The organism is Ruegeria sp. BHSC026 (assembly GCF_059613065.1).
In genome coordinates this window covers 1-26619 of sequence record NZ_JBXWRV010000015.1, presented here as the reverse complement: position 1 = coordinate 26619, position 26619 = coordinate 1, and the positions used below count along the sequence as shown (strand labels likewise).

Annotated in this window: 25 protein-coding genes; 12 read left to right on the top strand and 13 right to left on the bottom strand. The window is 63.9% G+C overall.

Annotation, left to right across the window (positions count from 1 at the left end):
• Positions 1 to 57: 57 nt before the first annotated feature.
• The gene (locus AC2FME_RS15260; protein WP_496689475.1) at positions 58 to 345 is read right to left on the bottom strand and encodes an I78 family peptidase inhibitor; all 288 of its coding nucleotides are present in this window, start codon (positions 343 to 345) and stop codon (positions 58 to 60) included.
• Between the two features lie 130 nt (positions 346 to 475).
• Here AC2FME_RS15260 and AC2FME_RS15255 point away from each other — a divergent pair, with 130 nt between their 5' ends.
• Together AC2FME_RS15255 and AC2FME_RS15250 are read left to right on the top strand one after the other, a co-directional pair.
• On the top strand, positions 476 to 1588 hold the full coding sequence (locus tag AC2FME_RS15255) for an S-(hydroxymethyl)glutathione dehydrogenase/class III alcohol dehydrogenase (protein WP_496680086.1): 1113 nt from the start codon (positions 476 to 478) through the stop codon (positions 1586 to 1588).
• An 89-nt stretch (positions 1589 to 1677) separates the two neighbouring features.
• Positions 1678 to 2394 carry an NYN domain-containing protein gene (locus tag AC2FME_RS15250; RefSeq protein WP_496689477.1) on the top strand — a complete coding sequence of 239 codons (717 nt, stop codon included), beginning with the start codon at positions 1678 to 1680 and terminating at the stop codon, positions 2392 to 2394.
• Between the two features lie 26 nt (positions 2395 to 2420).
• Here AC2FME_RS15250 and AC2FME_RS15245 read toward each other — a convergent pair whose 3' ends face one another.
• The 6 genes from AC2FME_RS15245 to AC2FME_RS15220 form a co-directional block, all read right to left on the bottom strand.
• A complete protein-coding gene (locus tag AC2FME_RS15245; protein ID WP_496680082.1) occupies positions 2421 to 3359 on the bottom strand; it encodes a DMT family transporter in 939 nt (312 codons plus the stop codon).
• 115 nt (positions 3360 to 3474) lie between these two features.
• On the bottom strand, positions 3475 to 3876 hold the full coding sequence (locus AC2FME_RS15240; RefSeq protein WP_496800894.1) for a group III truncated hemoglobin: 402 nt from the start codon (positions 3874 to 3876) through the stop codon (positions 3475 to 3477).
• Positions 3877 to 3904: 28 nt separating this feature from the next.
• On the bottom strand, positions 3905 to 6859 hold the full coding sequence (locus AC2FME_RS15235) for an error-prone DNA polymerase (RefSeq protein WP_496800893.1): 2955 nt from the start codon (positions 6857 to 6859) through the stop codon (positions 3905 to 3907).
• A 283-nt stretch (positions 6860 to 7142) separates the two neighbouring features.
• Entirely contained in the window at positions 7143 to 7601 is a 459-nt protein-coding gene (locus AC2FME_RS15230) for a hypothetical protein (protein ID WP_496800892.1), read from the bottom strand.
• A gap of 19 nt (positions 7602 to 7620) precedes the next feature.
• Entirely contained in the window at positions 7621 to 8187 is a 567-nt protein-coding gene (locus tag AC2FME_RS15225) for a hypothetical protein (RefSeq protein ID WP_496800891.1), read from the bottom strand.
• A 304-nt stretch (positions 8188 to 8491) separates the two neighbouring features.
• The gene (locus tag AC2FME_RS15220) at positions 8492 to 9484 is read right to left on the bottom strand and encodes an ABC transporter ATP-binding protein (RefSeq protein WP_496800890.1); all 993 of its coding nucleotides are present in this window, start codon (positions 9482 to 9484) and stop codon (positions 8492 to 8494) included.
• An 89-nt stretch (positions 9485 to 9573) separates the two neighbouring features.
• Here AC2FME_RS15220 and AC2FME_RS15215 point away from each other — a divergent pair, with 89 nt between their 5' ends.
• From AC2FME_RS15215 to polA, 3 genes are all read left to right on the top strand, one after another.
• Positions 9574 to 9750, top strand: a complete 177-nt coding sequence (locus tag AC2FME_RS15215; protein ID WP_496800889.1) for a zinc-finger domain-containing protein — start codon at positions 9574 to 9576, stop codon at positions 9748 to 9750.
• An 81-nt stretch (positions 9751 to 9831) separates the two neighbouring features.
• Entirely contained in the window at positions 9832 to 10302 is a 471-nt protein-coding gene (locus AC2FME_RS15210) for a hypothetical protein (RefSeq protein ID WP_496800888.1), read from the top strand.
• 70 nt (positions 10303 to 10372) lie between these two features.
• A complete protein-coding gene (polA, locus tag AC2FME_RS15205; RefSeq protein ID WP_496800887.1) occupies positions 10373 to 13174 on the top strand; it encodes a DNA polymerase I in 2802 nt (933 codons plus the stop codon).
• Positions 13175 to 13223: 49 nt separating this feature from the next.
• Here polA and AC2FME_RS15200 read toward each other — a convergent pair whose 3' ends face one another.
• Together AC2FME_RS15200 and AC2FME_RS15195 are read right to left on the bottom strand one after the other, a co-directional pair.
• Positions 13224 to 13454, bottom strand: a complete 231-nt coding sequence (locus AC2FME_RS15200) for a DUF2798 domain-containing protein (RefSeq protein ID WP_490362085.1) — start codon at positions 13452 to 13454, stop codon at positions 13224 to 13226.
• Between the two features lie 76 nt (positions 13455 to 13530).
• The gene (locus AC2FME_RS15195; protein ID WP_496800886.1) at positions 13531 to 14283 is read right to left on the bottom strand and encodes a hydroxypyruvate isomerase family protein; all 753 of its coding nucleotides are present in this window, start codon (positions 14281 to 14283) and stop codon (positions 13531 to 13533) included.
• Between the two features lie 180 nt (positions 14284 to 14463).
• On the opposite strand from AC2FME_RS15195, the gene AC2FME_RS15190 reads away from it, so the two are divergent.
• The gene (locus AC2FME_RS15190; protein ID WP_496742497.1) at positions 14464 to 15402 is read left to right on the top strand and encodes a DMT family transporter; all 939 of its coding nucleotides are present in this window, start codon (positions 14464 to 14466) and stop codon (positions 15400 to 15402) included.
• On the opposite strand, the gene AC2FME_RS15185 is transcribed toward AC2FME_RS15190, so the two are convergent.
• Complete coding sequence (locus AC2FME_RS15185) at positions 15399 to 15980, bottom strand: DUF1285 domain-containing protein (protein ID WP_496800885.1); 582 nt, start codon at positions 15978 to 15980, stop codon at positions 15399 to 15401. The genes AC2FME_RS15190 and AC2FME_RS15185 overlap by 4 nt on opposite strands.
• A gap of 65 nt (positions 15981 to 16045) precedes the next feature.
• Between AC2FME_RS15185 and AC2FME_RS15180 the strand changes: the two genes are divergently transcribed.
• From AC2FME_RS15180 to AC2FME_RS15160, 5 genes are all read left to right on the top strand, one after another.
• Positions 16046 to 17053 carry an AAA family ATPase gene (locus tag AC2FME_RS15180; RefSeq protein WP_496742499.1) on the top strand — a complete coding sequence of 336 codons (1008 nt, stop codon included), beginning with the start codon at positions 16046 to 16048 and terminating at the stop codon, positions 17051 to 17053.
• Positions 17050 to 17925 carry a DUF58 domain-containing protein gene (locus AC2FME_RS15175; RefSeq protein WP_496800884.1) on the top strand — a complete coding sequence of 292 codons (876 nt, stop codon included), beginning with the start codon at positions 17050 to 17052 and terminating at the stop codon, positions 17923 to 17925. Before AC2FME_RS15180 ends, AC2FME_RS15175 begins: the two co-directional genes overlap by 4 nt.
• Positions 17922 to 20684 carry a DUF4159 domain-containing protein gene (locus tag AC2FME_RS15170; protein ID WP_496712398.1) on the top strand — a complete coding sequence of 921 codons (2763 nt, stop codon included), beginning with the start codon at positions 17922 to 17924 and terminating at the stop codon, positions 20682 to 20684. Before AC2FME_RS15175 ends, AC2FME_RS15170 begins: the two co-directional genes overlap by 4 nt.
• Positions 20681 to 22723, top strand: a complete 2043-nt coding sequence (locus AC2FME_RS15165) for a hypothetical protein (protein WP_496800883.1) — start codon at positions 20681 to 20683, stop codon at positions 22721 to 22723. Before AC2FME_RS15170 ends, AC2FME_RS15165 begins: the two co-directional genes overlap by 4 nt.
• A gap of 65 nt (positions 22724 to 22788) precedes the next feature.
• A complete protein-coding gene (locus AC2FME_RS15160; RefSeq protein ID WP_496800882.1) occupies positions 22789 to 24999 on the top strand; it encodes a response regulator in 2211 nt (736 codons plus the stop codon).
• A 12-nt stretch (positions 25000 to 25011) separates the two neighbouring features.
• Here the strand turns inward: AC2FME_RS15160 and AC2FME_RS15155 are convergent, their stop codons facing one another.
• A complete protein-coding gene (locus AC2FME_RS15155) occupies positions 25012 to 25209 on the bottom strand; it encodes a hypothetical protein (protein WP_496800881.1) in 198 nt (65 codons plus the stop codon).
• 117 nt (positions 25210 to 25326) lie between these two features.
• Between AC2FME_RS15155 and AC2FME_RS15150 the strand changes: the two genes are divergently transcribed.
• Complete coding sequence (locus AC2FME_RS15150; protein WP_496689511.1) at positions 25327 to 25470, top strand: hypothetical protein; 144 nt, start codon at positions 25327 to 25329, stop codon at positions 25468 to 25470.
• Here the strand turns inward: AC2FME_RS15150 and yaaA are convergent.
• Complete coding sequence (yaaA, locus tag AC2FME_RS15145; protein WP_496800880.1) at positions 25461 to 26231, bottom strand: peroxide stress protein YaaA; 771 nt, start codon at positions 26229 to 26231, stop codon at positions 25461 to 25463. The two genes, AC2FME_RS15150 and yaaA, sit on opposite strands and share 10 nt — an antisense overlap.
• A 34-nt stretch (positions 26232 to 26265) precedes the next feature.
• Positions 26266 to 26619 (bottom strand): HRDC domain-containing protein (locus AC2FME_RS15140; RefSeq protein ID WP_496800879.1); only part of this gene is annotated, 354 nt, incomplete at its 5' end.

Sequence of the window (26619 nt, the reverse complement as noted above, 5' to 3'; positions counted from 1 at the left end):
TCAGATTGTTCTTATTTTGTTCTTATCTGAGAATCATGCGCCGAGTCGAGTCCGCCCTTATCCGCAGGTCAGCCGCTGAATGACTCCGGCTCCGTTCACATAGACGTTCAGCCGGTCGATACGGTAATCCTGCGTGGCGATGTCATCGGGGCCCAGAACGCGGCTCCGTTCCGGCAGGCTGGCCTGAATGGTTGAGACCGGCTGCCCCACGGACTGGGCAAAGGGTTCGCCTTTGCAGAAGGCCAGATCCACCGGCGCGGCTTCGGGTTCCAGCGGGGCGGGCTCGGGTAGGTCGGTTTCCGCGCAGGCGGTCAGCAGGATCAGGATCGGGATCATGCGGTACATTGGCGCTCCTCTTTTCGGCAATGTCGTTTCTGAAATATCAATGGCTTGCAGAGCCTGCCATGAAAGCGCAGTTGAAAACACCCTGCAATTGACGCAGGGTCGTGCGAAATTGACAGGGAGACATAGCAACATGCGTACTCGTGCCGCCGTTGCCCTTCAGGCGGGCAAGCCCTTGGAAGTGATGGAGGTGAACCTCGAAGGCCCCAAGGCCGGTGAGGTTCTGGTCGAGATCAAGGCCACCGGCATCTGCCACACCGATGAATTCACCCTGTCGGGGGCCGACCCCGAGGGGCTGTTCCCGGCCATTCTGGGCCATGAAGGCGCCGGCGTGGTGGTTGAGGTGGGCGAGGGCGTGACCAGCCTGAAGCCGGGCGATCACGTGATCCCGCTCTACACTCCCGAATGTCGCGAGTGTGAATACTGCCTGCACCCCAAGACCAACCTGTGCCAGGCCATCCGCGAGACGCAGGGCAAGGGCCTGATGCCCGACGGCACCTCGCGTTTCTCGACGCTGGATGGGGATCCGATCCTGCACTACATGGGCTGCTCGACCTTCTCGAACCACACGGTTCTGCCGGAAATCGCATTGGCCAAGGTGCGCGAGGACGCGCCGTTCGACAAGATCTGCTATATCGGCTGTGGCGTGACCACCGGCATCGGCGCGGTGATCAACACCGCCAAGGTGGAAATCGGCAGCCGCGCCATCGTGTTCGGCCTGGGCGGCATCGGCTTGAACGTGATCCAGGGTCTGCGTCTCGCCGGGGCCGACCAGATCGTGGGCGTCGACCTGAACCCCGCCAAGCGCGAGATGGCCGAGAAATTCGGCATGACCGATTTCGTGAACCCCGCCGAGGTCGAGGGCGATCTTGTCCCCTATCTGGTGAACCTGACCAAGGGCGGTGCGGACTACACCTTTGACGCCACCGGCAACGTGCAGGTGATGCGCGCGGCGCTGGAGTCGGCGCACAAGGGCTGGGGCGAATCCATCATCATCGGCGTGGCGCCTGCGGGGGCCGAGATCTCGACCCGTCCGTTCCAGCTGGTCACCGGCCGGTCGTGGCGCGGCACCGCTTTTGGTGGTGCGCGTGGCCGAACGGACGTGCCCAAGATCGTTGACTGGTACATGGAAGGGAAAATCGAGATCGACCCGATGATCACCCACACCATGGGTCTGGACGACATCAACACCGGCTTCGACCTGATGCACAAAGGCGAAAGCATCCGGTCTGTGGTGATCTACTGACAATCGGAAATTGCAAGGGCGGGGTTTAAACCGCCCTTTTTGCCTCTTATCTTCAGAGCATTGATAAATACCTGAATAGAGAGACTAAATTGACCACTGAAGCAACGGAACGCCTGGCCGTTCTGATCGACGCCGAAAACGTCCCGGCAAAACACGTCGCCGAAATTTTCGAAGAAGTCGCCACATTGGGAGAGGCGAGCCTGCGCCGGATCTACGGCGATTTTTCCGGCGGTATCCCGCAGGGCTGGAGCGCCGAGAAACTGGCGGAATACGCCATCGTACCGCACCAGCAATTCGCCAACACAACCGGTAAGAACGCCGGAGACATCGCCTTGGTGATAGACGCGATGGACATTCTGCATTCGGGCCGTTTCGACGGGTTCGTGCTGGTGTCCTCGGACAGCGATTTCACCCGGCTTGCCAGCCGCATCCGCGAGCAGGGGCTGAGGGTCTACGGCATTGGTGAGCGCAAGACCCCGAAGGCTTTCGTGGCGGCCTGCAACCGGTTCATTCTGATCGAAAACATCAAGAAAGAAAGCGCCGGCGGTGAAAAGACCAAGAAGGCTCCGTCGAAAAAAGACCTGAACCATGCCTACCAGCTGATCCGCAATGTCGTGCTCAAATCCGACGAGCCGGATGGCTGGGTCACCCTGGGCTGGGTCGGCCGCCAGCTGAGCATGAATTACCCGGATTTCGACACGCGGACCTACGGATTCAACCGACTGAGCGATCTGGTCCGTGGAATCGGAAAGTTCGAAGAATCTGGCGAGAACGGAAATATCAAGATCCGCTGCAAAGAGAGGTAACGCGACCGCCCAGCCGCGTGGCGGCTCTAGGACCCTGGCCGCGCCGAGGCGCCGGTGTCAGAGCGCGGCGAACGCACGCGCAGAACCGGCTTGTTCGGCGATACATTGGCCCGGCTCTCACGCCAGACAACGAATACACCGGACGCGATGATGATACTGGCCCCGACTGCGACCCAGACATCTGGGCGTTCGCCAAAGAAAACCATACCAAAGATCGTGGCCCAGATGATCTGGCTGTATTGGCTGGGGGCGACTACGCCGGCGGGCGCCGCGCGATAGGCCAGGATGATCAGGTGCTGGGCGATCACCGAAAACACGCCGACCAGCGCCATCATGGCCAGATGAAGCAGGGACGGCGGCTGATAGACGGCTGGTTGGGCCAGGCTCATGACCACGATCGCCAGCAGCATCGGATACAGGATCAGCACCGCCGAGCGTTCCTCGTTTCCGATCTTACGCACCAGCACGGATGCGAACGCGCTGCAGAACGCAGCCGTCAGGGCGGCAATGTGGCCCAGGGTGATTTCGGTCGCGCCGGGGCGCAGGACGATCAGCACCCCGATCAGGCCCACGCCCACCGCGGCCCAGCGTTGGGCGCGCACGACCTCGCCCAGTATCGGGATCGACAGGACGGTGACGATCAGCGGAAAGGAAAACAGCAGCGAGTAGACTTCGGCCAGTGGCAGGACTGAGAAGGCGTAGAAGGCACAGGACATACCCGTGACCATCAGCCCCGAGCGCAGCATGACCAACCATGGATGGCGAGGCAGGAAGTTTCCAGTGGCCTTGTCCGCCAGAATCGTGACCGCCATCGGCACAAACGAAAACAGCGTGGCGAAAAAGATGATCTGCAGCACCGAATAAGTGCCGCCCAGCGTCTTGATCAGCGCGTCATGGGTGGCAAAGACGGCAAAACCGAGAAAGGCAAAGCCAAGTCCCTGAACGGTGGAGTTCTGTTTGCTCATATGGCTGGCCCCGGGCGGTTGGATGCAGTGGTAGGTGTCTGAGGCCTGATTAAACCCAATCGGCAGAGTCGGATAGCCCAAACTTTACCGCTAACATTCCTGCGGGACCGGCCTTTCAGCGCAAGATCGGCGGTGCCCCGGCCGGTTGGCGGGCGGCCGCGACACCGGCCTGCATTCCCGCCCCGATACGGCGGGCCAGCGCCACCCAAGGAGTGGCCGTTTCCGGGGGCAGGGTGCCGTGGGCGACCTTTTCGAACAGGTCCAGCCAATGGGCGAACATCTCGGGTTTCACGTCCGGACGCTCGATATGCACGCGCTGCGGATTGCCGCTGTAGCCGCGCTCAAACAGGATGGCGTTGCGCCAGAAAGCGGCGATCCGGTCCTCATGTGCGGGCCAGTCGGTGACGTAACGGTTGAAGATCGGGCCCAGCAGGGCGTCCTGCCGGACGCGGGCGTAGAATGCGGTGACCTGCGCCCGGATCTGGTCGGGCGTGGCGAGAAAACGTGGGGGTAGCACGGGCCGGGACATGGTCGGGGCTTTCAATTCAGGCTCTGTTCCGAGCCGATACCGCGTTTTCCGGCCCGGATGCAGGGGCGGAATTGTCGCGCTGCCCCGGCGTCAGCAGGTGCCGCAGCAGGGCCACCGGGTGTGCCCGCAGGCTCAGGCGGGTGGCGACGTAATCCTCGACCACCTGTTCGCCCAGCGACATCTGCGGCAGATGGGCGGCGGGCTCGTCCAGCGCCTCACCTTCCAGATCCTGCGCGAACAGGGGCAGAGGCCGGGCGGTGGCGATCGCCTTGGCCTGCCACAGCGCCTCGCGCCGGGTCAGGCCGCAGGCGGCAAAGGCATCGGCCTCGGCCAGACGTTCGATCACCGAGGGGCCAAGCCCCGCGCGGCGCCAGACGTCGTCAACCTGGTGGTAGCCGTTGCCGCGCGCGGCAGTCAGCCAACTGGCGTCCTCCTCGCTTAGGCCCTTGATCTGGCGAAAGCCCAGCCGCAGGGCCAGCCCGCCATGGCCGTCGGGCTCCATCACGTTGTCCCAGAAGCTGGCATTGATGCAGACCGGACGCACCTGCACGCCATGTTCGCGCGCATCGCGCACGATCTGGGCGGGAGCATAGAACCCCATCGGCTGCGAATTCAGCAGCGCGCAGGCGAAAATCCCCGGATGGTGGCACTTGATCCAGGCGCTGGCATAGACCAGCAGCGCAAAGCTGGCCGCGTGGCTTTCGGGGAAGCCGTAGGAGCCGAACCCCTCGATCTGCGAGAAGCACCGCTCGGCAAATTCGGCGTCATAGCCGTTGCGCTGCATCCCGCGCAGGAACAGGGTGCGGAATTCGCTGACATTGCCATGCTTCTTGAAGGTCGCCAGCGACCGCCGCAGCCGGTCGGCCTGTTCCGGGGTGAAGCCCGCGCCGACGATGGCGATCTGCATCGCCTGTTCCTGAAACAGCGGCACGCCCAGCGTCTTACCCAGCACCTCGCCCAGTGCGTCCGAGGGGAAGCTGACCTCCTCCTCGCCATTCCGCCGCCGGATATAGGGATGCACCATGTCGCCCTGGATGGGGCCGGGGCGGATGATGGCGACCTCGATCACCAGGTCATAGAAATTGCGCGGCCGCATCCGGGGCAGGAAGTTCATCTGCGCTCGTGATTCCACCTGGAACACGCCCACCGAATCCGCGCGGCACAGCATGTCATAGACCGCCGGGTCTTCGGGCGGCAGGGTGGCGAGCGTATAGCTGGTCTGGTGGTGCTGGGCGATCAGGTCAAAGGCCTTGCGGATACAGGTCAGCATGCCAAGGCTCAGGACATCGACCTTGAGGATGCCTAGGGAATCGATGTCGTCCTTGTCCCAGCAGATGACCGTGCGGTCCTCCATCGTGGCGTTTTCGATGGGCACCAGCTCGTCCAGACGGCCCTCGGTGATGATGAACCCGCCTACATGCTGGGACAGGTGGCGGGGGAAGCCGTTGATCTGATGTACCAGTGTTAGAGTCTGTTTTAGTCGGCGATCCTCTGGGTCGAGGCCGATCTCGCGCATCCGCTCGGCCTCGAGACCCGCGGTCGAGAAGAACCCCCACAGCTGCGAGGACAGGGCGGAAATCGTGTCCTCGGTCAGGCCCATGGCGCGGCCCACCTCGCGGATGGCGCGCTTGCCGCGATAGTGGATCACCGTGGCGCACAGCCCCGCGCGGTGGCGGCCATAGCGTTCATAGATGTGCTGGATCACCTCTTCGCGGCGTTCATGTTCGAAATCCACGTCGATGTCGGGCGGCTCGTCCCGCGCCTCGGAGACGAAGCGTTCAAAGACCATGGTGCCCATCTCGGGGCTGACCGAGGTGACGCCCAGGCAATAGCAGACCACCGAATTGGCCGCCGACCCGCGCCCCTGGCACAGGATCCCGCGGCCGCGGGCAAAATGCACGATGTCGCGGACGGTCAGGAAGTAGGGCTCGTATTTCAGCTTGCCGATCAGGGTCAGTTCATGCGCCAGCATCGCCTTGACCTTTTCGGGCGCGCCAGCGGGATAGCGCCATTTCAACCCTTCATGCGCCAGCCGATGCAGGCGCTGGGCGGGGGTTTCGGTGCCGCTGACCTCGCTGGGATATTCATAGCGCAGCTCGTCCAGCGAGAAGGTGAGTTCCTGGCTGAGCGCATACGCGCGGGCCACGGCGCCTTCGTGCCCCTTGAAGATGCGCAGCATCTCGGCCTCGGACCGCAGGCGCTGTTCGCCATTGGCCAGCGCGTGGCGGCCCAGATCGTCCACCTTGCGGCGCAGCCGGATCGCGGTCAGCACATCGGCCAGCCGGCGGCGCGAGCCGTGATGCATCATCGGCGCGGCACTGGCGATGGTGGGCAGGTCAAGATGACACGATTCAGTTTCTAACACTTGGAAAAATGCCGCATCCGCCCCGTCATAGCGGGGATGCATCAGCAGATGCATGCGCCCGGCAAAGCGGCGCGTCAGCTGTTGTGCCTGTGTCCGCCATCCGCTCGCGCCGCCGGTCGGACGGCCCGCCTGTGGCCAGAGCAGCAGGTGCAGACCGTCGGAAAACTCCAGCAGGTCGGACAGGTGCAGGATGCAGTCGCCCTTGGCCGCGCGCAGCCGTCCGGTGGACAGGAGGCGGCACAGGTTGGCCCAGCCCTGCCGGTTGATGGGCAGGGCGGTGACGGGCGGGGCATCGGTAAAGATCAGCCGCGCCGCCGGGATCAGGCGCGGCACCGCATGCACCGGGAACGAAGGCGGTTTCGGGATGTGATCGGGGCAGGGCGGGCCGATGGGCGTGTTCTGCTCCTCCCACGCGCGGCGCTCACGCACCTTGCGGGCGATCTCGCGCGCCTGGGTGTGGGCGCGGACGATGCCGGCCACCGAGTTGTCATCGGCGATGGCGATGGCGGGCAGGCCCAGGGTGACGGCGCGCTCCATGTACTCCTCGGGGTGCGAGGCCCCGGTGAGGAAGGTGAAGTTCGACGTGATCGACAGCTCGGCATACATGGCGAGTCGTCATTATATTCTTGTTTTGTTCTTTTTCGAGTCCTTGTCTGCATTGCGCAGGAAACGGGTCGCCAATTCAGGTGCGGTGAAGTTCTGGTTCGAGCCCTGAGCGGACGTGTCGTGCATTCGCAGCAAACATCATCTTGGCTGGCTTCAAAGCTATCTCTGCATTCGTGAACCGATTGGATTGCAGCTTGGAAATCTACCTTCCGATCAGCGCGAAATCTGGGCTCAGCTCGTCACAGAGATATGGCTGTTCTTGCGCCCCGTGGTCGAAATGTAACTATTTGATTTCGAAGCTTTCAGTTGCGTGTAAACTCAGTTTCGCCCGCGCGTAAGCCGGTTTCCAATTCAATGTTGTCATAAAGCAAGGCGCGCAAAGTTTGCATCCGCCACCATTACACGCATTCTTAAAAAAGGAGAGATTTCTTAACAATGTCTGTCGACCGACCTTTATCTCGCTCTTGGAGAGCATAAACTTCAGGTCTGTCTGAGGCACGACCCCTTCGTTCACGTATAAGCCACAGACTGCTGCCTTGCCCCCAACATTTATTGATGCATACGCGATTATTGTTTCCCCTTTCTGCTGCGCAAGCCACGTTACGGTCGTTTTTCTGAACTGCTGTTCATTGCCTTTTAGCGCGAGGCATCCTTCCAGAAACTGCCCCTCTGCATGCGTGGCTGAAACGGAACAGGCGAGGAGGGTCAGTACGATTGCGATTTTCGAAAGAGTAAAACGCATGGCCTCGCTCCCGGTCTGACTACGGTTTGTTCGACAGTGAGCATTCGATTGCCCGTTTAAACGCCTTTGAGAGATCATCTCCATCGTTCGGAAAAGTCACAAGCAGTCTGCCGCGGTTATCATGAATAGAAATCGGCTTACCCTGCGAGATGAAGGAGCGGAACGTGGCCATGGAGATCGGGCGGCCAGCAAGAAAGTTGTGGCTCATCCCGGAAATCATCGAGCCTCCATAAAGTGCCTCAGGAATCCGAATTTCCCGCGAACCGGACTTCAACGTTAACTTTTTCCTGCCGAAGGAATAATCCCATCCCTTTTTGGATGCGTAGAACGACCAAGCCTGATCATTCTTCGCCTCGAATTCTAAGGATCCATCTTTGGAAAAGAGCACCGCGCTACAGAGCGTATAGCGCCCTTTCTGTCCAGTTTGGGCTATGACAAATGTCGCAGGCTTCTTCACCACATACCAATACCCAAATCGTTCAACTTTTTCGCTCTTGCGGGTAGCCGGATCGGCCCACGCGACAGTCGAAAAACAAATGAGCGAAAGCAGGAAAAATGCAGTTCGAGATACTCTTGCTAGGGTCATCAATGGGCAAACTCCTACCTTTCAGAAAATTCAATTCGAGTAGCTTTCTCAGGATAGGGTTCCTCCGGCTTCCGTCATTGAGGTATGTCAAACTCGCGCTGGCTGGCAAAATGACCTGCCCCTGGTTTGCGTTACCTGGCCAACACCGTGCTTCGCCCATGTTTCCGCAAAACAGTTGTGCCTGGTGAACGAAGCGAAAGACAACTTCGTCCACAATGCGCTTATGCAAGGGCGGCGTGGCGAGTGGTCTTGGTTGTTCTGCAAAAGACCTCATCTGCCCATGCCAAAGTGGCACAGGGCGTAGTCACAACTTGACCCGGTGCAGGCCCCGGCGCGGCTGGTCCTGATCGTCGGCCGGAGCGTCGTCGGCGCGTGAGGAGGTCAGGGCGAGGAACACATCCTCGAGATCGGCCTCTTCGGTGCGCACGTCGCGGATGCGGATGCCGGCCTGCCGGACCGCCTCGAGCACCTGCTCGGCGCTGGTTTCCGGGCTGCGGTAGTGCAGCGCCAGGCTGCCGTCGTCGCGCAGGCTGGTCTGAACGCCGGGGGCGGCGGGCAGGGCGGTCACGGGGGCCTCGGGGGTGATGACCATGGTGCGGCCGTCCATGCGGCCCAGCAGGTTGGCGGTGCTGTCCTGCGCGACCTTTTCCCCGTGGTTGATGATGGCGATCTCGTCGCACATCTCCTGCGCTTCTTCCAGGTAGTGGGTGGTCAGGATGATGGTCATGCCCTGCTGGTTCAGCTTGCGCACATTGGCCCACAGCATCTGGCGCAGTTCGATGTCCACGCCGGCGGTGGGTTCGTCCAGCACCAGGATTTTCGGGTGGTGCACCAGCGCCTTGGCCAGCAGCAGCCGCCGCCGCATCCCGCCCGACAGCGTGCGGGCATAGGCCTCGGCCTTGTCGCTGAGGCCCACCAGTTCGAGGATCTCGTCGCTGCGGCGTTGCGATTTGGGAACGCCGTAAAGTCCCGCCTGCACCTCGAGCGCGCCGCGGGGGGTGAAGAACGGGTCGAGGTTCAGCTCCTGCGGCATCACCCCGATGGCCGCGCGGGCCTGGCGCGGGTTGCGGTCCTGGTCATAGCCCCAGATCGTAACCTGGCCGGCGGTCTTGATCACCAGCCCTGCGAGAATGTTGATCAGGGTCGATTTGCCTGCGCCGTTCGGCCCCAGCAGGCCAAAGACCGACCCGCGCGGGATATCCAGGTCAATGCCCTTCAGCGCGTGTTTCTCGGGCTGGCCCTTGCCGCCACGATAGGTTTTGCGCAGGCCGCGAAGGCTGATCGCTGCATCGGTCATTGCTGGCTCTTGCCCCCGGTTTCTTGATCGCTCATAAACGCACCTAATGCATGCCCGCGAGGCCGACAACCAGTGAAGGATCGCACGCCGTGACAATCGAAGCTCCGGAAACCAAGATCGTCGAGACAAGCCGTGTCGCCTGTGATGGCGGTGAGGGCGCGCTGGGCCATCCGCGCGTCTGGTTGCAGATCCCCGTGGATCAGGGCTGGGTCGAGTGCCCCTATTGCGATTGCAAGTATGTTCTGAAGGACGCACAGCAACACTGATTGCCTGCCCAACCGCGGTCCGCCCAAATCTCGCCGCGATTTTCACCTAGTGCGTTGGTGTAACCAACGTAGGTGCGAATGATGACCGATATGACTGCTGCTGATACCGGCAATCCGGTTTTTGGTTGGGCCGGGTTTTGCCTTGCGGCACTGGCCCTGTTCGCAGCCTTGTTCGTGTTCTGGGCAGGGCCGTTTGCGCCGCAGCAATCCACCGGCGTGACGCTGGGCGAACTGGCCGCCGAGTTGGGTAAATCGACCCTGCGGGCCGCCGCGGGGATGGAGCAGCCCGCGCCGGTCGCGCCCACCCGCGATCTGGATGACTTTCTGCAGATCGGTGTCGCCATGCTGGGCGGGTTGGCGATCGTCGTCTCGGTCATCGGCATCCTGCGGCACGAAAAACGCCGCCCGGCCATTGCCGGTGTGGTCATCGGAACCGGCGCGATTCTGTTCCAGTTCTTCGCAATGGCGTTTTTCGCGTTCCTCGTCGCGCTGGTCATCATGGCGCTGCTGAACAGTTTCTCGGATGTTTTCACCGGTCCTTTTGGCGGCTAGGGCGCGTTCCTGACTGGTCACCCGGCTGCCCCTGTGGCAGAACCGTCCCTGACTGACGGGGAGAGCGCGCATGAGCACATTCGGAAAAGGCTGCCATCTGCATCTGATCGACGGATCAGCCTTCATCTTTCGCGCCTATCACGCCCTTCCGCCGCTGACGCGGAAATCGGACGGGCTGCCGATTGGCGCCGTTTCGGGCTTTTGCAACATGTTGCAGCGTTACGTGGATGGCGACCACGGCCCCGATGCGCCGACCCATCTGGCGGTGATCTTCGACAAGGGCTCGCACACCTTCCGCAATGACATGTACGACCTCTACAAGGCCAACCGCGAGGCGATGCCCGAGGATCTGCGCCCGCAGATCCCCCTGACCCGGCAGGCGACCGAGGCCTTCAACATCCCCTGCAAAGAACTGGAGGGTTACGAGGCCGACGACATCATCGCCACGCTGGCCTGTCAGGCGCGCCAGGCCGGGGGGCGGGTGACCATCGTCAGTTCCGACAAGGACCTGATGCAGCTGGTGGGCGACGGTGTCGAAATGCTGGACGCCATGAAGAACAAGCGCATCGACCGCGAGGGGGTGTTCGAGAAATTCGGCGTCTATCCCGAGCGCGTCGTGGATGTGCAGGCGCTGGCCGGTGACAGCGTCGACAACGTGCCGGGCGCGCCGGGGATCGGGATCAAGACGGCGGCACTGCTGATCAACGAGTTCGGTGACCTGGAGACGCTGCTGGACCGGGCCGAGGAGATCAAGCAGCCCAAGCGCCGCCAGACCCTGATCGAGAAGCGCGACCAGATCGAGCTGTCGAAGAAGCTGGTGCAGCTGGATTGCGATATGCCGCTGGATTTCACGCTGGACGATCTGGAGCTTCGCGACCCCGACCCGGACAAGCTGTTGTCGTTCCTGGCCGAGATGGAGTTCCGCACGCTTTCCAAGCGGATCGCCGAGAAGCTGGGGGTCGAGCCGCCGGTGATCGCGGATGCGCCCGCGCCGGTCGCGTCGGATGATCCGCCGGCTGACGAACTGCCGTTCGATGCCAGCAAATACGAATGTGTGCGTGATGCCGCGGCCTTGCAGAAATGGATCGATCAGGCGCATGAACGTGGCTGGGTGGCGGTGGACACCGAGACAACCGGCCTGAACGAGATGGTGGCCGATCTGGTCGGCATTTCGCTGTGCATCGAGCCGGGCGAGGCCTGCTATATCCCGCTGACCCACCGCGACGGTACCAGTGACGACCTGTTCGGCTCGGACGCGCTGGCCGAAGGGCAGATGCCGCTGGATGAGGCGCTGGAGATGCTCAAGCCGGTGCTGGAGGATCCGTCGATCCTGAAGATCGGGCAGAACATGAAATATGACGCCAAGATCTTTGCACGCTACGGCGTGGATGTCGTCCCGATCGACGACACGATGCTGATGTCCTATGCCATGCATGCGGGTGAGCATGGACACGGCATGGACACGCTGTCCGAACGCTATCTGGGCCACACGCCGATCCCGATCAAGCCGCTGTTGGGTACGGGCAAGTCGGCGATCACCTTCGACAAGGTGCCAATCGACGAGGCCACCGCCTATGCCGCCGAGGACGCTGACATCACCCTGCGCCTGTGGAAGCTGTTCAAGCCGCAGCTGCACCGGGTTCAGGTGACCACCGTCTATGAAACGCTCGAGCGCCCCCTGGTGCCGGTTCTGGCCGAGATGGAGATGCATGGCATCAAGGTCGACCGTGACGTGCTGAGCCGCATGTCGAACGCGTTTGCCCAGAAAATGGCTGCGTTAGAGGCTGAAATCCACGAGTTGGCGGGCGAGAATTTCAATGTCGGCTCGCCTGCGCAGCTGGGCGAGATCCTGTTCGACAAGATGGGCCTAGAGGGCGGCAAGAAGGGCAAGACCGGCAAGTATTCGACCGGCGCCGACGTGCTGGAAGATCTGGCGACCGAGCATGAGCTGCCGCGCCGGGTGCTGGACTGGCGGCAACTCAGCAAGCTGAAATCGACTTATACCGACGCGCTGCAGACCCATATCAATCCCGATACGGGGCGGGTGCATACGTCTTATGCCATCACCGGGGCGAACACGGGGCGTCTGGCCTCGACCGATCCGAACCTGCAGAACATCCCGGTGCGCACCGAAGAAGGCCGCCGCATCCGCGAGGCTTTCATCGCCGAGCCGGGCAACGTGCTGGTGTCGCTCGACTATTCACAGATCGAGCTGCGCATCCTCGCGCATATCGCCGATATTCCGGCCTTGAAACAGGCCTTTGCCGATGGGCTGGACATTCACGCCATGACCGCGTCGGAAATGTTCGACGTGCCGCTGGACGAGATGACGCCCGAAATCCGCCGCAAGGCCAAGGCGATCAATTTCGGCGTGATCTACGGCATTTCGGGCTTTGGTCTTGCGCGCAACCTGCGCATTCCGCGGGCCGAGGCGCAGGGCTTCATCGACCGCTATTTCGAACGCTTCCCGGGCATCCGGCGCTACATGGATGACACCATCGCCTTCGCCAAAGAGCATGGCTATGTGCAGACCCTGTTCGGGCGCAAGATCCACACGCCCGAGATCAACGCCAAGGGGCCGCAGGCGGGGTTCGCGCGCCGCGCGGCCATCAACGCGCCGATCCAGGGCACCGCGGCGGACGTGATCCGGCGGGCGATGGTGCGGATGCCTCAGGCGATCGACGGGCTGCCGGCCAAGATGCTGCTGCAGGTGCATGACGAACTGCTGTTCGAAGTGGCCGAGGATGCGGTGGACAAGACCATCGAGATTGCGCGCGACGTGATGGAGAACGCGCCCGATCCGGCGGTGAAGCTGGATGTGAAACTGACGGTGGATGCGGGCAAGGGCGCCAACTGGGCCGAGGCGCATTAGGCAAGCGCCGTGCCACTCATCAAGCCCGGCGGACCATCTTCGCGGCTGGTCAGGCCTCGGGCCTGACCAGCAGCGCCACCAGCCGACGGGTCAGCGGAGCCACGAACAGGACCACTGCGAAGGCCACCGGCCAGCTGACGCTCCAGGCGCCCATCCAGCTGCCAAGGGTCTCGGGACCCAGCCCGATCTCTTTGACCGTTGCGATGCAGGTCACGATGCAGGACATCAGCCCCGACAGGATCAATCCGAACAGGACGGGGGCAAAACGGGCTGGGATCATGCGGCTGTTCCTCTGCTGATTTACCTTTTCATATGCAACATTCGAAATGTGATTTCCAGTGCGCAGGCGCACAGGCCTATCGCATCCAATGCAGAGAGGCGTCGGTGCGCCGGGTCGAGGGCGTGTATTCGGCGCTGACCCAGCCGTCATAACCGCTGTCGTCGATTGCTGCGAACAGGGCGGTGAAATCGGTCTCGTCCCGGCCGGGTTCCGACCTGTCGGGGGCCGATCCGATCTGAATATGCACGATCCTGTCGCGGAATCTGTCCCAGACGGCCTGCGCATTGCCATGGATCATCCGGGCATGAAAGCTGTCGAATTGCAGGCCCACATTCTGGCGGTCGATCCGGTCTAGGCACGCGGCGGCCAGATCATAGTCGTTCAGAAAATACTCGGGCTGCGAGACCGGGTTCAGCGGTTCGATCGTGAACTGCTGATGCGGGGCAAAATCCGCGGCCCATTGCAGGTTGCGCACGAAACAGTCCTGCGCGTCCGCCCCCGAGGTATAGCCCGCCATCACATGGATCAGGCCGGGCCTCAACGCCTCGGCATAGCGCAGGACGCGGCGGATGTCGGACCGGAACCGCCCCTCGCCCCCCGGAACGGCCGCATAGCCGGGCTGGCCGCCGGTATAGTTGGGCGGCGGCGCGTTGATCAGTACCAGGTCCAGCCCGTTTGCCAGCAAAGCGCGGCGGGTTTCCTTGGCCGCCAAGTCATAGGGAAACAGGATCTCGACCGCTTTGAACCCTGTATCCGCCGCCGCCTTGAACCGGTCGAGATAGGGCAGCTCGGCAAAGAGCAGCGAGATATTGGCGGCAAATCGGGGCATTGTCCTCTCGGGCTGATGGCGCGCCGACCTTAGTGGCGTGCGGCGTGCAGAGGAAGGGTTTGAAAACGACAATATGTCGAAAATCGGCCAGACCGGCGCGGGCCGATTGTGAAGGGTCGGGGTGTCGCAGCGAATCATTTTCGTGGCGCTGCACCAACAAAAGGGTTGAAACCGATGGCGATGAGTCCGGACCCCGTTCGCGGGCCCAGTTTCACTGCGACCGGTGCGCGGCAATCCGCCCTGTCCGGAAACGGGCTGGCGGTGGCGTCGATGCTGACCTGGGCGGCCGGTTTCCCGGCGGCCGAGATCCTGTTGCAGTCCTGGCCGCCCGTCGCCCTATGGGCAGCGCGGCTGATGCTGGCGGTGGCAGTGATGGTGCCGATCTGGATCTGGATCGACGGACCCGGCGCCGTGCTGCGCGCCCGATGGAGACATGCGGTGCGGGTCGGCGGTTTTGGCCTGGGGCTGGGCATGTTCCTGATCATCCTGGCGCAGAAGCTGACCGACCCGGTGACGGTCGCCATCATCGCCTCGTGCGCGCCGCTGGTGGCCACCCTGCTGGAACTGGCCGCGGGAACCCGTCGCCTGCGCGCGAATTTCGCGCTGGGCGTGGTCGTTTCGATCATCGGCGGGCTGATCGCCACCAGCGCCATCGCGCCCGCGCAGCTTGGGCTGGGTGCGCTCTGCGCGGTCGGGTCCACGACATTGTTCTGCTGGGGCAGCATGGCCACGGCACGCGATTTCCCGGACCTCAGCCAGACCGGCCGCACCACGATCACGCTGGCCGGTGGCGCGATCGTGGCCTCGGTGCTGATCGGACTGGCCAGCCTGGCCGGGTTCGACCTCCGGCCCCAGGGTGCCATCGACACGCAGCAGGCCGGGATGCTGGTCATCTACGCGCTGATATCGCTGGGGCTCAGCCAGGTTCTGTTCATCGCCTCGGTCGGCAAGCTGGGCGTGGCGCTTGCCTCGTTCCACATCAACGTGGCCCCGTTCTATGTGATGGTCATCATGCTGGTGTTGGGAGAAGAGTGGAACTGGACCCGAGCGCTGGGCGCGGCGGTGGTGGCGCTGGCCGTGGTGCTGGCGCAGGACCGGCCCGGGCGGCAGACGGCCTAGCCTTCACCCACCATGTCCGATGGCGCGATGGCAAAGAACTGCCCGCCCGACCAGACGCCGAACTGCCCGTTGTGATGGGTGGCGATGTCCACCAGCCGATAGAAGCTTTTGCGGTCGATCCGCGCCTCGAGGTTCGATCGCACCAAAAAGTAGGGGCTCGGCTCACTCGTTTCGGGGTCGATGACCACCCGGATCGGATGATCCGGCCCGGCCGTCACCGTATCGCCGACATGGGTGGTAAAAGTCAGAACCTGATTCTCGCCCGCGCCGGTCCGGTCGAAATCGACCGCCACAAACGGCGCGTCTTCGACCGTTATGCCGACCTTCTCGACCGGGGTGACCAGGAAATAGGCGTCCCCTTCTTTCTTAAGAATCGAGGAAAAGAGCCTTACAAGCTCGAACCGGGTGATGGGCGACCCTAGATAATACCAAGTGCCATCGCGCGCGATGCGCATGTCCAGATCGCCGCAGAACGGAGGATTCCAGCTGTCGACAGGGGGCAGACCCCGCGGTTTGGCCGCCTTGACCGAGGCCGCCAGACCCTCAGGGGACGGTTTCACAGGATTTTGTCCGCTCATTGTTTTTGCCATTTCCTCGCAGCGCGATACACTTCATCTATACTAAGTCCACGGAAGGGAAAGTCATGACCGAACCTGCCGACCTCGTGTCCGAGATCGAAGCGCTGGAAGCGAAACTGCAACAGGCCAAATCCTCGATCACCCGCCGCTTCATCGGGCAGGAGAGGGTCGTCGACCTGACGCTGACCGCGCTGCTGTGTGGCGGTCACGCCCTGCTGATCGGGCTGCCGGGCCTGGGTAAGACGCGGCTGGTGGAAACCCTGTCCACCGTCATGGGCCTGCATGGCAATCGCATCCAGTTCACCCCCGACCTGATGCCGGCCGACATTCTGGGGTCCGAGGTTCTGGACACCGCCGAGGATGGCAGTCGCCATTTCCGATTCATTCCCGGCCCGATCTTCTGTGAACTCTTGATGGCGGACGAGATCAACCGCGCCAGCCCGCGCACCCAGTCGGCGCTGCTGCAGGCGATGCAGGAACGCAGGGTGACCGTTGCGGGCGAGGATCGCGCGCTGGGCGTGCCGTTCCATGTGCTTGCCACCCAGAACCCCATCGAACAGGAAGGCACCTATCCGCTGCCCGAGGCCCAGTTGGACCGTTTCCTGGTGCAGATCGACGTGAACTATCCCGACCGCCAGACCGAGCGTGACATCCTGCTGGCCACCACCGGCGTGGCCGAGGAGGAAGCGCACCAGATCTTCACCAAGGAAGAATTGCTGGCCGCGCAGGTTCTGCTGCGCCGGATGCCGGTGGGCGAGTCGGTGGTCGAACTGATCCTTGATTTGGTGCGCGCGTTCCGCCCCGAAGAACCCGGCGTGTCCGAGCGCGTGTCCGAGACCGTCGCCTGGGGCCCCGGTCCGCGCGCGGCGCAGGCGCTGATGATGACGGTGCGGGCGCGGGCGATGCTGCAGGGCCGGCTGGCCCCCAATGCCGAAGATGTGCTGGACATGGCGCGCCCGGTGCTGAGCCACCGGATGGCGCTGAACTTCGCCGCGCGGGCGCGCGGTGACAGCCTGGCCGACCTGATCGAAACCACCGCGGCCGGGCTTGTCCGGGCCGAGGCGGCCGCGTGAACGCGGTCCGCACCCTTCGCGAAAGATCCGAGGCCGAGGCGTCCCGGCTGCCGCCGCTGTTGGCGCGGGCCGAACACCTGGCCGGAACCGTGCTGCTGGGTGATCACGGCCGGCGGCGTTCGGGGTTGGGCGATGATTTCTGGCAATACCGACCGGCCCAGATCGGCGACAGCCGGCGGATGATCGACCATCGCCGCTCGGCCCGCGGCGATCAGCAATATGTGCGCGAACGCGAATGGCAGATCGCGCAGTCGATCATGCTGTGGGTCGATCAGGGTGCCTCGATGCGCTTTGCGTCCGACAAATCCCTGCCCACCAAGGCCGACCGGGCCCGCCTGCTGGGGCTGGCCACGGCGATCCTGCTAGTGCGCGGGGGCGAGCGTGTGGGTCTGACCGGAACCACCCTGCCGCCCCGGCGCGGCAATGCCCAGATCATCCGGCTGGCGCAGGCCCTGTCCGAAGATACCGAGGCCGACTACGCCCCGCCCGAACACCGCGCCATGATCCCCCATGCCCGCGCCGTGTTCATCTCTGACTTCCTCGGTCCGCTGGACGAGGTCGAACTGGCCCTGACCAAGGCCGCCGATCGCGGCGTGCGTGGCGTGTTGCTGCAGGTTCTGGACCCGGGCGAGGAGAGCTTCCCCTATCGCGGGCGCACTATCTTCGAAAGCGTCGGCGGCACGGTCCGGCACGAGACCCTCAAGGCCGGAGACCTGCGCGATCGCTATCTGGCGCGGCTGGCGCGACGCAAGGATGACCTGACCCGCCTGTGCCGGGTGACTGGCTGGCAACTGGGCCTGCACCACACCCAAGACAGCGCGCAGGCGGCCCTGTTGTGGCTTTATCGTGCGCTGGACGGAGGGGTGCGATGACAGTTCTGGCGGGCATCGGCTTTACCGCGCCGTGGGTGTTGCTGGGTCTGCTGACCCTGCCGATCCTTTGGCTGATCCTGCGCGCCGTGCCGCCCGCGCCGATCCGACGGCTGTTCCCGGCGGTGACCCTGTTGCTGGGCCTGAAGGACGACGAGAGCGTATCCGACCGCACCCCGTGGTGGTTGTTGCTGCTGCGCATGCTGGCGGCGGCGGCAATTATTGTCGGTCTGGCCGGCCCGGTGCTGAACCCGTCGCGCGACGAAACCGGATCGGGGCCATTGCTGCTGGTGCTGGATGCCAGCTGGGCCGGGGCCACGCGCTGGCCCGCCACACTGGATCAGATCGACGCGCAGCTGACCGAAGCCGGACGGGCCGGGCGCCCGGTCTCGATCCTGCGCCTGACCGAGCCGGAACCGCCCGTCTTCCAGACCGCCGAGGCCTGGCGCAACCGCCTGCCCGGGCTGGTTCCGCAGCCGTGGCAGCCGGACGCGGCGCAGATCGAGCAGGCGTTGGCCGACTTGGCGGGGGTCGAGGGCAGGTTCGACGCGCACTGGTTCACGGACAAGCTGGACTATCCGGGCCGCGAAACCCTACTGTCTGCGCTGCAGGCGCGGGGCGCGGTCACGGTCTATCGCGCGGCGGCGCCGACCCTGGCGCTGCTGCCGGCCACCTATCAGGATGGGGCGATCCGGCTGACCGCGGTGCGCGCCACACCCGGACCGGCGCAGACCGTCACCATCAATGCACAGGGGCGCGACCCGGCGGGCGTGATGCGCCTGCTGCAATCGGTTGAGGTCAGCTTCGACAGCGGCACGACCCAGGCGCAGGCCGATCTGGCGTTGCCGTCCGAACTGCGCGCCCGCATCACTCGGTTCGAGCTGCAGGGCCAGCGGTCGGCCGGGGCGGTGTCGTTGACCGATGACAGCCTGCGCCGGCGCGAGGTCGCCCTGATCGCCGGAACCGTCAACCGCGAGGGGCTGGAGCTGCTTTCGCCACTGCACTACCTGACGCAGGTTCTGATCCCCACTGCCGATTTCGTCGAGGGCGGGCTGGCCGAGGTTCTGCCTGCCAACCCGGATGTGATCGTGCTGGCCGATGTGGCCAAGCTGACCCCCGCCGAACAGGCCGGATTGGTCGAATGGGTCGAACAGGGCGGGCTGCTGCTACGCTTTGCCGGTCCGCACATGGCGGCCAGCGATCTGGGCCGCGATGCCGAAGACGTCTTGCTGCCGGTACGGCTGCGCAGCGGTGGCCGCTCGGTCGGCGGCGCGATGAGCTGGGGCGAAGCCAAGGGGTTGGCGCCTTTCCAGGAAGGCTCGCCCTTTTACGGGTTGCGCATCCCCGACGATGTGACCGTCAGCACCCAGGTGATGGCGCAGCCCGACCCGAACCTGGCCGACCGGGTGATCGCCGCGCTGTCGGATGGCACGCCGCTGGTGACGCGCAAGCCGCTGGGCCTGGGTCAGGTGGTGCTGTTCCATGTCACCGCCGATGCCGAATGGTCGACCCTGCCGCTGTCGGGCCTGTTCGTCGAAATGCTCGACCGGCTGGCCGTGGCCTCGGCCGCCAAGACGCGGCAGGTCGAACAGCTGCAAGGCACCACGTGGGAGCCGATTCAGGTGATGGACGGGTTCGGAACCCTGTCCGACGCGGGCAATCTGGCCGGTGTCGATGGCCCCGCGCTGGTGTCCGGCGCATTGGGGCCCGACCTGCGCCCGGGTCTGTATGAAAGCGGCAAGCAGAAGCTGGCCCTGAACGTGCTGACCGAGGACAGCACGCTGCGCCCGATAAGCTGGCCTGCGGATGTGCCCATCAAGGGGCAGGAGGTCAGTGCCGAGACCCCGATCGGGGGTCTGCTGCTGAGCCTCGCCCTGATCCTGCTGGCGGTTGACGTTGTGGCCTCGCTGGCGCTGTCGGGGCGTCTGGGGCTGGCGCGGGCGGCGGCGGTGGCGCTGGGCGCGGTTCTGATCGTACCGCAGGCGAAGGCGCAGACGCCGGAAGAGACCGAATTCGCCCTGCGGGCGACCAAGGAATTGGTGCTGGCCCATGTCCTGACCGGCAATGCCCAGGTCGATGATGTCGCCCATGCCGGGTTGCGCGGCCTGTCGCAGACCCTGACCTATCGCACATCCGTCGAACCGGCCGAGCCCATGGGTGTGGACCTCGAACGTGACGAACTGGCCTTCTTCCCGCTGCTCTACTGGCCGATCACACCGGATCAGCCCCAGCCCTCGGCTGAGGCTTATGCCAGGCTGAACGCCTATCTGCGATCGGGCGGGATGATCCTGTTCGACACGCGCGATGCCGACATTGCCGGATTCGGCGCCGCCAGTCCCAATGGGCGCAAGCTGCAGCAGCTGGCGACTCCGCTGAATATCCCTGCGTTAGAGCCTGTTCCGCGCGATCACGTCCTGACCCGAACCTTCTATCTGTTGCAGGATTTCCCAGGGCGCTATGCCGGAACCGAGATCTGGGTCGAGGCCGCGCCCCCAGACGCTGAACAGATCGAAGGCATGCCCTTCCGCAACCTCAATGATAACGTCACTCCGGTGGTGATTGGTGGCAACGACTGGGCCGGGGCTTGGGCAGTCGACCGGAACGGGCAGGCGTTGCTGCCGGTCGGGCGCGGCTATGCCGGAGAACGCCAGCGCGAGCTGGCCAACCGGTTCGGCGTCAATCTGGTCATGCACGTGCTGACCGGGAATTACAAATCCGATCAGGTGCACGTGCCTGCTCTGCTTGACAGGTTGGGCCAATGACCGGTTCCGTCATCTTTGACCCGCTGATCCCGTGGCCCGCTCTGGTCGCCATTGGTTCGATCGCTTTGGCCGCGACGGTCCTGGCGCTGTGGCGCGGGCTGTCGGGCTGGGCGTTGCGCGGTCTGGCGGCGCTGGTACTTTTGGCGGCCTTGTCCGGCCCGGTCTACCAGATCGAGGACCGCGCTCCGCTGACCGACATCGTGCTGATGATTGAGGATGAAAGCGCCAGCCAAACCCTATCTGACCGCGCCGAACAGACCACGCAGACCGCTGAGGCCCTGGCTGCCGAGATCGAGGCCCGCGACAACACCGAACTGCGCCGCATCACCGTGGGCGACGGCGACGGGGACGAAGGCACTCAGGTCATGGCGGCGCTGAATGCGGCGCTGGCCGAGGAACCCCGCGCCCGCATCGCCGGTATTCTGATCCTGTCGGACGGCATCGTGCATGACGTCGATCAGGCCCCGGATCTGCCCGCGCCAATGCACCTGTTGCAGACCGGTCGCGCGCAGGATTGGGACCGCCGCCTGATCGTGCGCAACGCTCCCGCCTTTGCCATCATCGGCGAGCCGGTCACGCTGACCCTGCGGGTCGAAGACAGCGGCGCCGCGCCCGCCGGTGCAGTCTCGGCCCCGTTGGAAATTGCCGTGGACGGTGGCGAGCCGCAGCAATTCAGCATCCCGATCGGCGTGGATGTCGAGCTGCCGGTGACCCTGCCCCATGGCGGGCGCAACGTCATCCAGTTCACCGTTCCGCAGGCTGATGGCGAACTGACCGACCGCAACAACACTGCCTTGATCCAGATGAACGGGGTGCGCGATCGGCTGCGCGTTCTGCTGGTCTCGGGCTCGCCGCATCCGGGCGGGCGCACCTGGCGCAATCTGCTGAAATCCGACAGCTCGGTCGACCTGGTGCATTTCACTATCCTTCGCCCGCCCGAGAAACAGGACGGGGTTCCGGTGGACGAACTGTCGCTGATCGCATTCCCCACGCGTGAGCTGTTTCTGGAGAAGATCAACGATTTCGACCTGATCATCTTTGACCGCTACAAGCGGCGCGGCATCCTGCCGGCGATCTACCTGGACAACGTGACCAACTATATCAATGACGGCGGGGCGGTGCTGATCGCGGCCGGGCCGGATTTCGCGACCGCCGACAGCATTTTCCGCTCGCCCCTGTCCGCGATCCTGCCCGCACAGCCAACGGCCCGCGTGATCGAGGACCGCTATTTGCCCACGGTGACCGACCTGGGTCAGAGGCACCCTGTGACCTCCGATCTGGGCGAGGACGGTGAATGGGGCGCATGGCTGCGGCAAATCGACGTCCAACAACGCGCGGGCGAGGTGTTGATGACCGGGGTCGACGACCGGCCGCTGCTGGTGCTGGACCGGGTGGGTGAAGGGCGCGTGGCGCTGCTGGCCTCGGATCACGCCTGGCTGTGGAGCCGCGGATACGAGGGCGGTGGCCCGCAACTGGAACTGCTGCGCCGTCTGGCTCACTGGATGATGAAGGAACCCGAGCTCGAGGAAGAGGCGCTGTGGGCCGAGGCCAACGGCCAGTCGATGCGCATCATCCGCCAGACCCTGAACGAAGAGGTCGGCCCCGTCACCGTCACCCGCCCCAATGGCGAAACGCTCGAGGTGCCGCTGCGCGAGATGTCGCCCGGCCGGTTCGAGGCGCAGTATTTCGGCCCAGAGATCGGCCTCTACCGCTTGCAGGAAGGGGACCTGACTGCCGTGATCGGCCTGGGCCCGGCCGCGCCGCGGGAATTCGAGCGCACAATCGCCACCCCCGAGATTCTTGCGCCGGTCATGGCGGCCATGCGCGGCGGTGCGATCCGTGTCGAGGACGGGCTGCCGGCCATCCGCAACGTGCGCGCGGGACGCCCGGCGGCCGGACGCGGCTGGATCGGGCTGACCCCGCGCGAGGCGTATGAAACCCGCGACGTGACTCAGGCGGGCCTGCTCCCGCCCTGGCTGGTTCTGCTGCTGGCGGGGGGCTTTCTGTTGGCCGGCTGGCTGCGTGAGGGGCGTGGCTGAGGCGTTTTAAACAGATTTTCACGCTCTGCCGGAATCCTGTGTCCGAACGGACCGGGAAAACAACAATGAGCCTTGCTGAAAAACTGGCACAGGAACGGCGCGCGCGGTTGGCGGCCGAACGCATGTTGGCATTGAAACAGGCCGAATTGTCGTCGGCCAATCAAAAGCTGGGTGAATACGCCCTGGCGCTGACCAAGCGGATCGGCGAAACCCAGGCCGAGGTTGCAACCGTTCGGGACGAGAATGAAAGGGTCAAATCCGACCTGACCATCGCACATGCCAAGATCGAAGTGGCCGAGCGCCGCCTGTGGCATTCGATCCAGACCATTCAGGACGGGTTCGCATTCTTTGACGGCAATGATCGCCTGATCAGCGCCAATACCGCCTATCTGAGCGTATTTGAAGGGCTGGATGAGGTCGCGCCAGGCGTCTCGTATCAACGCATACTCGATCTGCTGACCGACGAGGGGATCATCATCATCGCCGACGAAGAGGCCGAGACGTGGAAAGCCCGGATGCGGCGGCGCTGGGCCCGGATGGCCCCTCCGCCCGAGGTGATCCAGCTGTGGAACGGGCAGTACATCAAGCTGATCGACCAGCGTGGGCAAGGGGGCGACGTGGTCAGCCTGGCGCTGAACATCACCGCCTCGGTCCAGCACGAGACGCAGTTGCAGGCCGCGCGCGACAAGGCCGAGGCAGCCAACCGGGCCAAGTCGGCCTTTCTGGCCAACATGAGCCACGAAATTCGAACCCCGATGAACGGCATCGTCGGGATGACCGACCTGTTGTCGGAAACCCCGATGAACGACGAACAGCGGCTCTATGTCGATACGATCCGCGCCTCGGGCGAGGCGTTGCTGGTCATCATCAACGACGTTCTGGACTATTCCAAGATCGAGGCCGACAAGCTTGAACTGCATCCCGAGAAATTCGACCTGGAACGTTGCATCCTCGAGGTCGCGACGTTGCTGCAACCCACGGTGCGCGACAAGGGTCTGACCCTTCTGGTCGACTACGACCTGTTTCTACCCACGCTGTTCGTGGGCGATCCGGGCCGCGTGCGGCAGGTCCTGACCAACCTGGTCGGAAACGCGGTCAAGTTCACGCCCCAGGGGCATGTGCTGATCCGGGTCACCGGGGTGCCGAATGCCGAACGGAAGACTTGCGACATCCACGTCGCGATCGAGGATACGGGCATTGGGATTCCGCCTGACAAGATCGACCACATCTTCGGCGAGTTCAACCAGATCGAGGACGCCAAATCCCGCGAGTTCGACGGCACTGGGCTTGGGCTGGCCATCAGCAAGCGGCTGATCACGATGATGGGCGGCGCCATCTGGGTTGAAAGCGATCCGGGCAAAGGGTCCTGTTTCGGGTTCCGCCTGACGCTGCCCACCGTCGAGGGCGCGCAGCCCGTTCCGCCGCCGGATCTTGCGGACCGGCTGAAACATGTCGTCCTGGTCGAGGATCTTGCCGTCAACCGGGCGATTCTGGGCAAGCAGCTGCGACGGCTCGGGGCCGAGGTGACGGACTGCGCCACCGGCACCCAGGCCTTGTCGGCGATGCAAGGGTCGGTGGATCTTGTGCTGTGCAACCATGATCTGCCCGACATGGATGGGTTGGAACTGGCGGCGACGTTGCGCAGCCGGGGCTGGGACAAGGTGCCGATCGTGCTGATTTCGGCGAATCCGAGCATCATTCATGCCGACCCCAACCACCACCTGATCCAGGGCGTTCTGAAGAAGCCGATCCCGCGGGCTGAACTGTTCTCGCGCCTGATGGATTTGGGGGGTGGGGTATTGCCGCGACCCAGAGCGGCGGACTCTGCCACTGCCCCGGTGCGCATGGCGAGCGGGAAACGACGTCTCATGCGGGTTCTGGCCGCCGAGGACAACCGGACAAACCAGCTGATCCTGACGAAAATGACCAAGGGCCTGAACATCGAGCTACGGCTGGCGGCCAACGGGCTCGAGGCGATCGCGGCCTATGACGAATTCGAACCCGACCTGATTTTCATGGATATTTCGATGCCGAAGATGGACGGCAAGCAGACGACCGAGGAAATACGGCGCAAAGAGATCGGAACGGGCCGGCACGTCCCGATCGTGGCCCTGACGGCCCATGCGATGATGGGCGACAGAGAAAATATCCTTGCGGCGGGTTTGGATCATTTTCTGACCAAGCCCCTGCAGAAGAAGCTGATCTGCGAAATGATCCAGGCGCATTGCCCGACGGGTGCTCAACCCGTCATTGTCGAGCCAGCCGGTGCGGTTTAGGCGGGCGCCATGTCACAGGAACGAGGTTTTCGCCCCCGCGCCTTGGGCGAAATTGCAATACGCTGCGCCAACATGGCGGCGATGGTTGACTTCTAGGAAAACGTCATCGGGCTGACCCGCCTGCATGGCGGTCATGATAGGGCGATCGCATTCTTTCGGATTGCGGAAGGGTTCGACGGGCACACACAGGTTCTGGCGCTTTTTCACCATGGGGCAGCGCCGCGGCCGGGTTTACACCCCACTGCTGCCGACAAACCCATGACTGGGGCGCAATCGTCGCTGCACCATATCGCCTTGTCTCTTCCGTTTGCGGAACAGGAGGCCGTCATGCGCTGGTATGATCAAATCGGCCAGCCCTATCGCGTCGAACGGTTCGGCTGGATCGGTTGGCGCGGCGTGTTTACCACGGACCCCGAGGGCAACACGGTCGAGCTGGTGGCGTATGACGCCTCGTTGCTGTATCAGGCCTGATAGGGGCGCACGAATACCGGTTTGTCCGGTTCCGAGAAATCAGACCGATACACATAGCCGCCGGTGTCGAAATCCTGCAGGCTCTCCGGATCGGTCAGTCGGTGTTGAATGATGTACCGCGCCATTGAGCCGCGAGCCTTCTTGGCGAAAAAGCTGACGATCTTGGGCACGCCGCCCTTGTCCTCCATGAAGACCGGGGTGATGACCCGCAGTTTCAGGGCCGTGGGATCGACTGCGCCGAAATATTCCTGGCTGACGCAGTTCACCAGCGTATCGGTGCCCAGTGCCTCGGCCTGCGCGTTCAACGCCTTGCTTAGCTGGTCGCGCCAGTAGTCATACAGGTTCTTGCCGCGTCGGGTTTTCAGCCGGCTGCCCATTTCCAGCCGATAGGGCTGAATGGCGTCCAGCGGGCGCAGCAGGCCGTAAAGCCCCGACAGGATGCGCAGATGGTCCTGCGCCCAGGCCAGCTCCTCGGCGTCCAGCGATGCCGCCTCGAGCCCCTGATAGGTGTCGCCGGCAAAGGCCAGTGCGGCCGGCCGGGTGGCCTCGGGCGGCGGCGCGTCGGAAAAGGCGCGGAACCGGTCGCGGTTCAGCCGGGCCAGATCGTCGCTGAGGCTCATCAGCTTTTTCAGATCCCCCAGCGTCAGGTTGCGCGCGGTCTTCGCCAGCCGGACCGCGTCGTCCTGAAAATCGGGCTGGGTCGGTGTCACGTCCCGTTCTGCCCAGTCCAGCCGTTTGGCCGGAGAGATCACCACCAGCATGTCTGCCCCCTTGTTCGTGCCTGCCCATCGATACCTAGCCCGCCGCGCGCAGCACGTCCAGAAATGCGGCGGCGAAACGTTCGGCGCGGCGGTCGCCCAGAATCTGCTCCAGCGCGCGTTCGTCGCAAGGGCGCATCTGTGCCACCTTGGCCAGTTGCGCGGCAGAGCAGCTCAGCGGCTTGTCGATCCCGTCCGGGCCTCGGGCCAGCTGCGCCTGCACCTCGAGCAGTCGGTCGTAGATATCGCCCTGTTCGCGCCCTGCCAGCTTGCGGCGCGCCGGATGCAGCGCCTGCGCCTCGCCCGCGATCACCTCAAGGAAGGTATCGCCATAGCGATCAAGCTTTTTCGCGCCAACACCGCCGATCCGGGCCATCTCGTCCAGCGTCAT

What these genes read in the sequence shown, in the direction of transcription:
- AC2FME_RS15260 (WP_496689475.1), bottom strand. Translation starts at nt 345, where the DNA reads ATGTACCGCATGATCCCGATCCTGATCCTGCTGACCGCCTGCGCGGAA.
- AC2FME_RS15255 (WP_496680086.1), top strand. Translation starts at nt 476, where the DNA reads ATGCGTACTCGTGCCGCCGTTGCCCTTCAGGCGGGCAAGCCCTTGGAA.
- AC2FME_RS15245 (WP_496680082.1), bottom strand. Translation starts at nt 3,359, where the DNA reads ATGAGCAAACAGAACTCCACCGTTCAGGGACTTGGCTTTGCCTTTCTC.
- AC2FME_RS15235 (WP_496800893.1), bottom strand. Translation starts at nt 6,859, where the DNA reads ATGTATGCCGAGCTGTCGATCACGTCGAACTTCACCTTCCTCACCGGG.
- AC2FME_RS15230 (WP_496800892.1), bottom strand. Translation starts at nt 7,601, where the DNA reads ATGCGTTTTACTCTTTCGAAAATCGCAATCGTACTGACCCTCCTCGCC.
- AC2FME_RS15225 (WP_496800891.1), bottom strand. Translation starts at nt 8,187, where the DNA reads ATGACCCTAGCAAGAGTATCTCGAACTGCATTTTTCCTGCTTTCGCTC.
- AC2FME_RS15220 (WP_496800890.1), bottom strand. Translation starts at nt 9,484, where the DNA reads ATGACCGATGCAGCGATCAGCCTTCGCGGCCTGCGCAAAACCTATCGT.
- AC2FME_RS15210 (WP_496800888.1), top strand. Translation starts at nt 9,832, where the DNA reads ATGACCGATATGACTGCTGCTGATACCGGCAATCCGGTTTTTGGTTGG.
- polA (WP_496800887.1), top strand. Translation starts at nt 10,373, where the DNA reads ATGAGCACATTCGGAAAAGGCTGCCATCTGCATCTGATCGACGGATCA.
- AC2FME_RS15200 (WP_490362085.1), bottom strand. Translation starts at nt 13,454, where the DNA reads ATGATCCCAGCCCGTTTTGCCCCCGTCCTGTTCGGATTGATCCTGTCG.
- AC2FME_RS15195 (WP_496800886.1), bottom strand. Translation starts at nt 14,283, where the DNA reads ATGCCCCGATTTGCCGCCAATATCTCGCTGCTCTTTGCCGAGCTGCCC.
- AC2FME_RS15190 (WP_496742497.1), top strand. Translation starts at nt 14,464, where the DNA reads ATGAGTCCGGACCCCGTTCGCGGGCCCAGTTTCACTGCGACCGGTGCG.
- AC2FME_RS15185 (WP_496800885.1), bottom strand. Translation starts at nt 15,980, where the DNA reads ATGAGCGGACAAAATCCTGTGAAACCGTCCCCTGAGGGTCTGGCGGCC.
- AC2FME_RS15180 (WP_496742499.1), top strand. Translation starts at nt 16,046, where the DNA reads ATGACCGAACCTGCCGACCTCGTGTCCGAGATCGAAGCGCTGGAAGCG.
- AC2FME_RS15170 (WP_496712398.1), top strand. Translation starts at nt 17,922, where the DNA reads ATGACAGTTCTGGCGGGCATCGGCTTTACCGCGCCGTGGGTGTTGCTG.
- AC2FME_RS15165 (WP_496800883.1), top strand. Translation starts at nt 20,681, where the DNA reads ATGACCGGTTCCGTCATCTTTGACCCGCTGATCCCGTGGCCCGCTCTG.
- AC2FME_RS15160 (WP_496800882.1), top strand. Translation starts at nt 22,789, where the DNA reads ATGAGCCTTGCTGAAAAACTGGCACAGGAACGGCGCGCGCGGTTGGCG.
- AC2FME_RS15155 (WP_496800881.1), bottom strand. Translation starts at nt 25,209, where the DNA reads ATGGTGAAAAAGCGCCAGAACCTGTGTGTGCCCGTCGAACCCTTCCGC.
- AC2FME_RS15150 (WP_496689511.1), top strand. Translation starts at nt 25,327, where the DNA reads ATGCGCTGGTATGATCAAATCGGCCAGCCCTATCGCGTCGAACGGTTC.
- yaaA (WP_496800880.1), bottom strand. Translation starts at nt 26,231, where the DNA reads ATGCTGGTGGTGATCTCTCCGGCCAAACGGCTGGACTGGGCAGAACGG.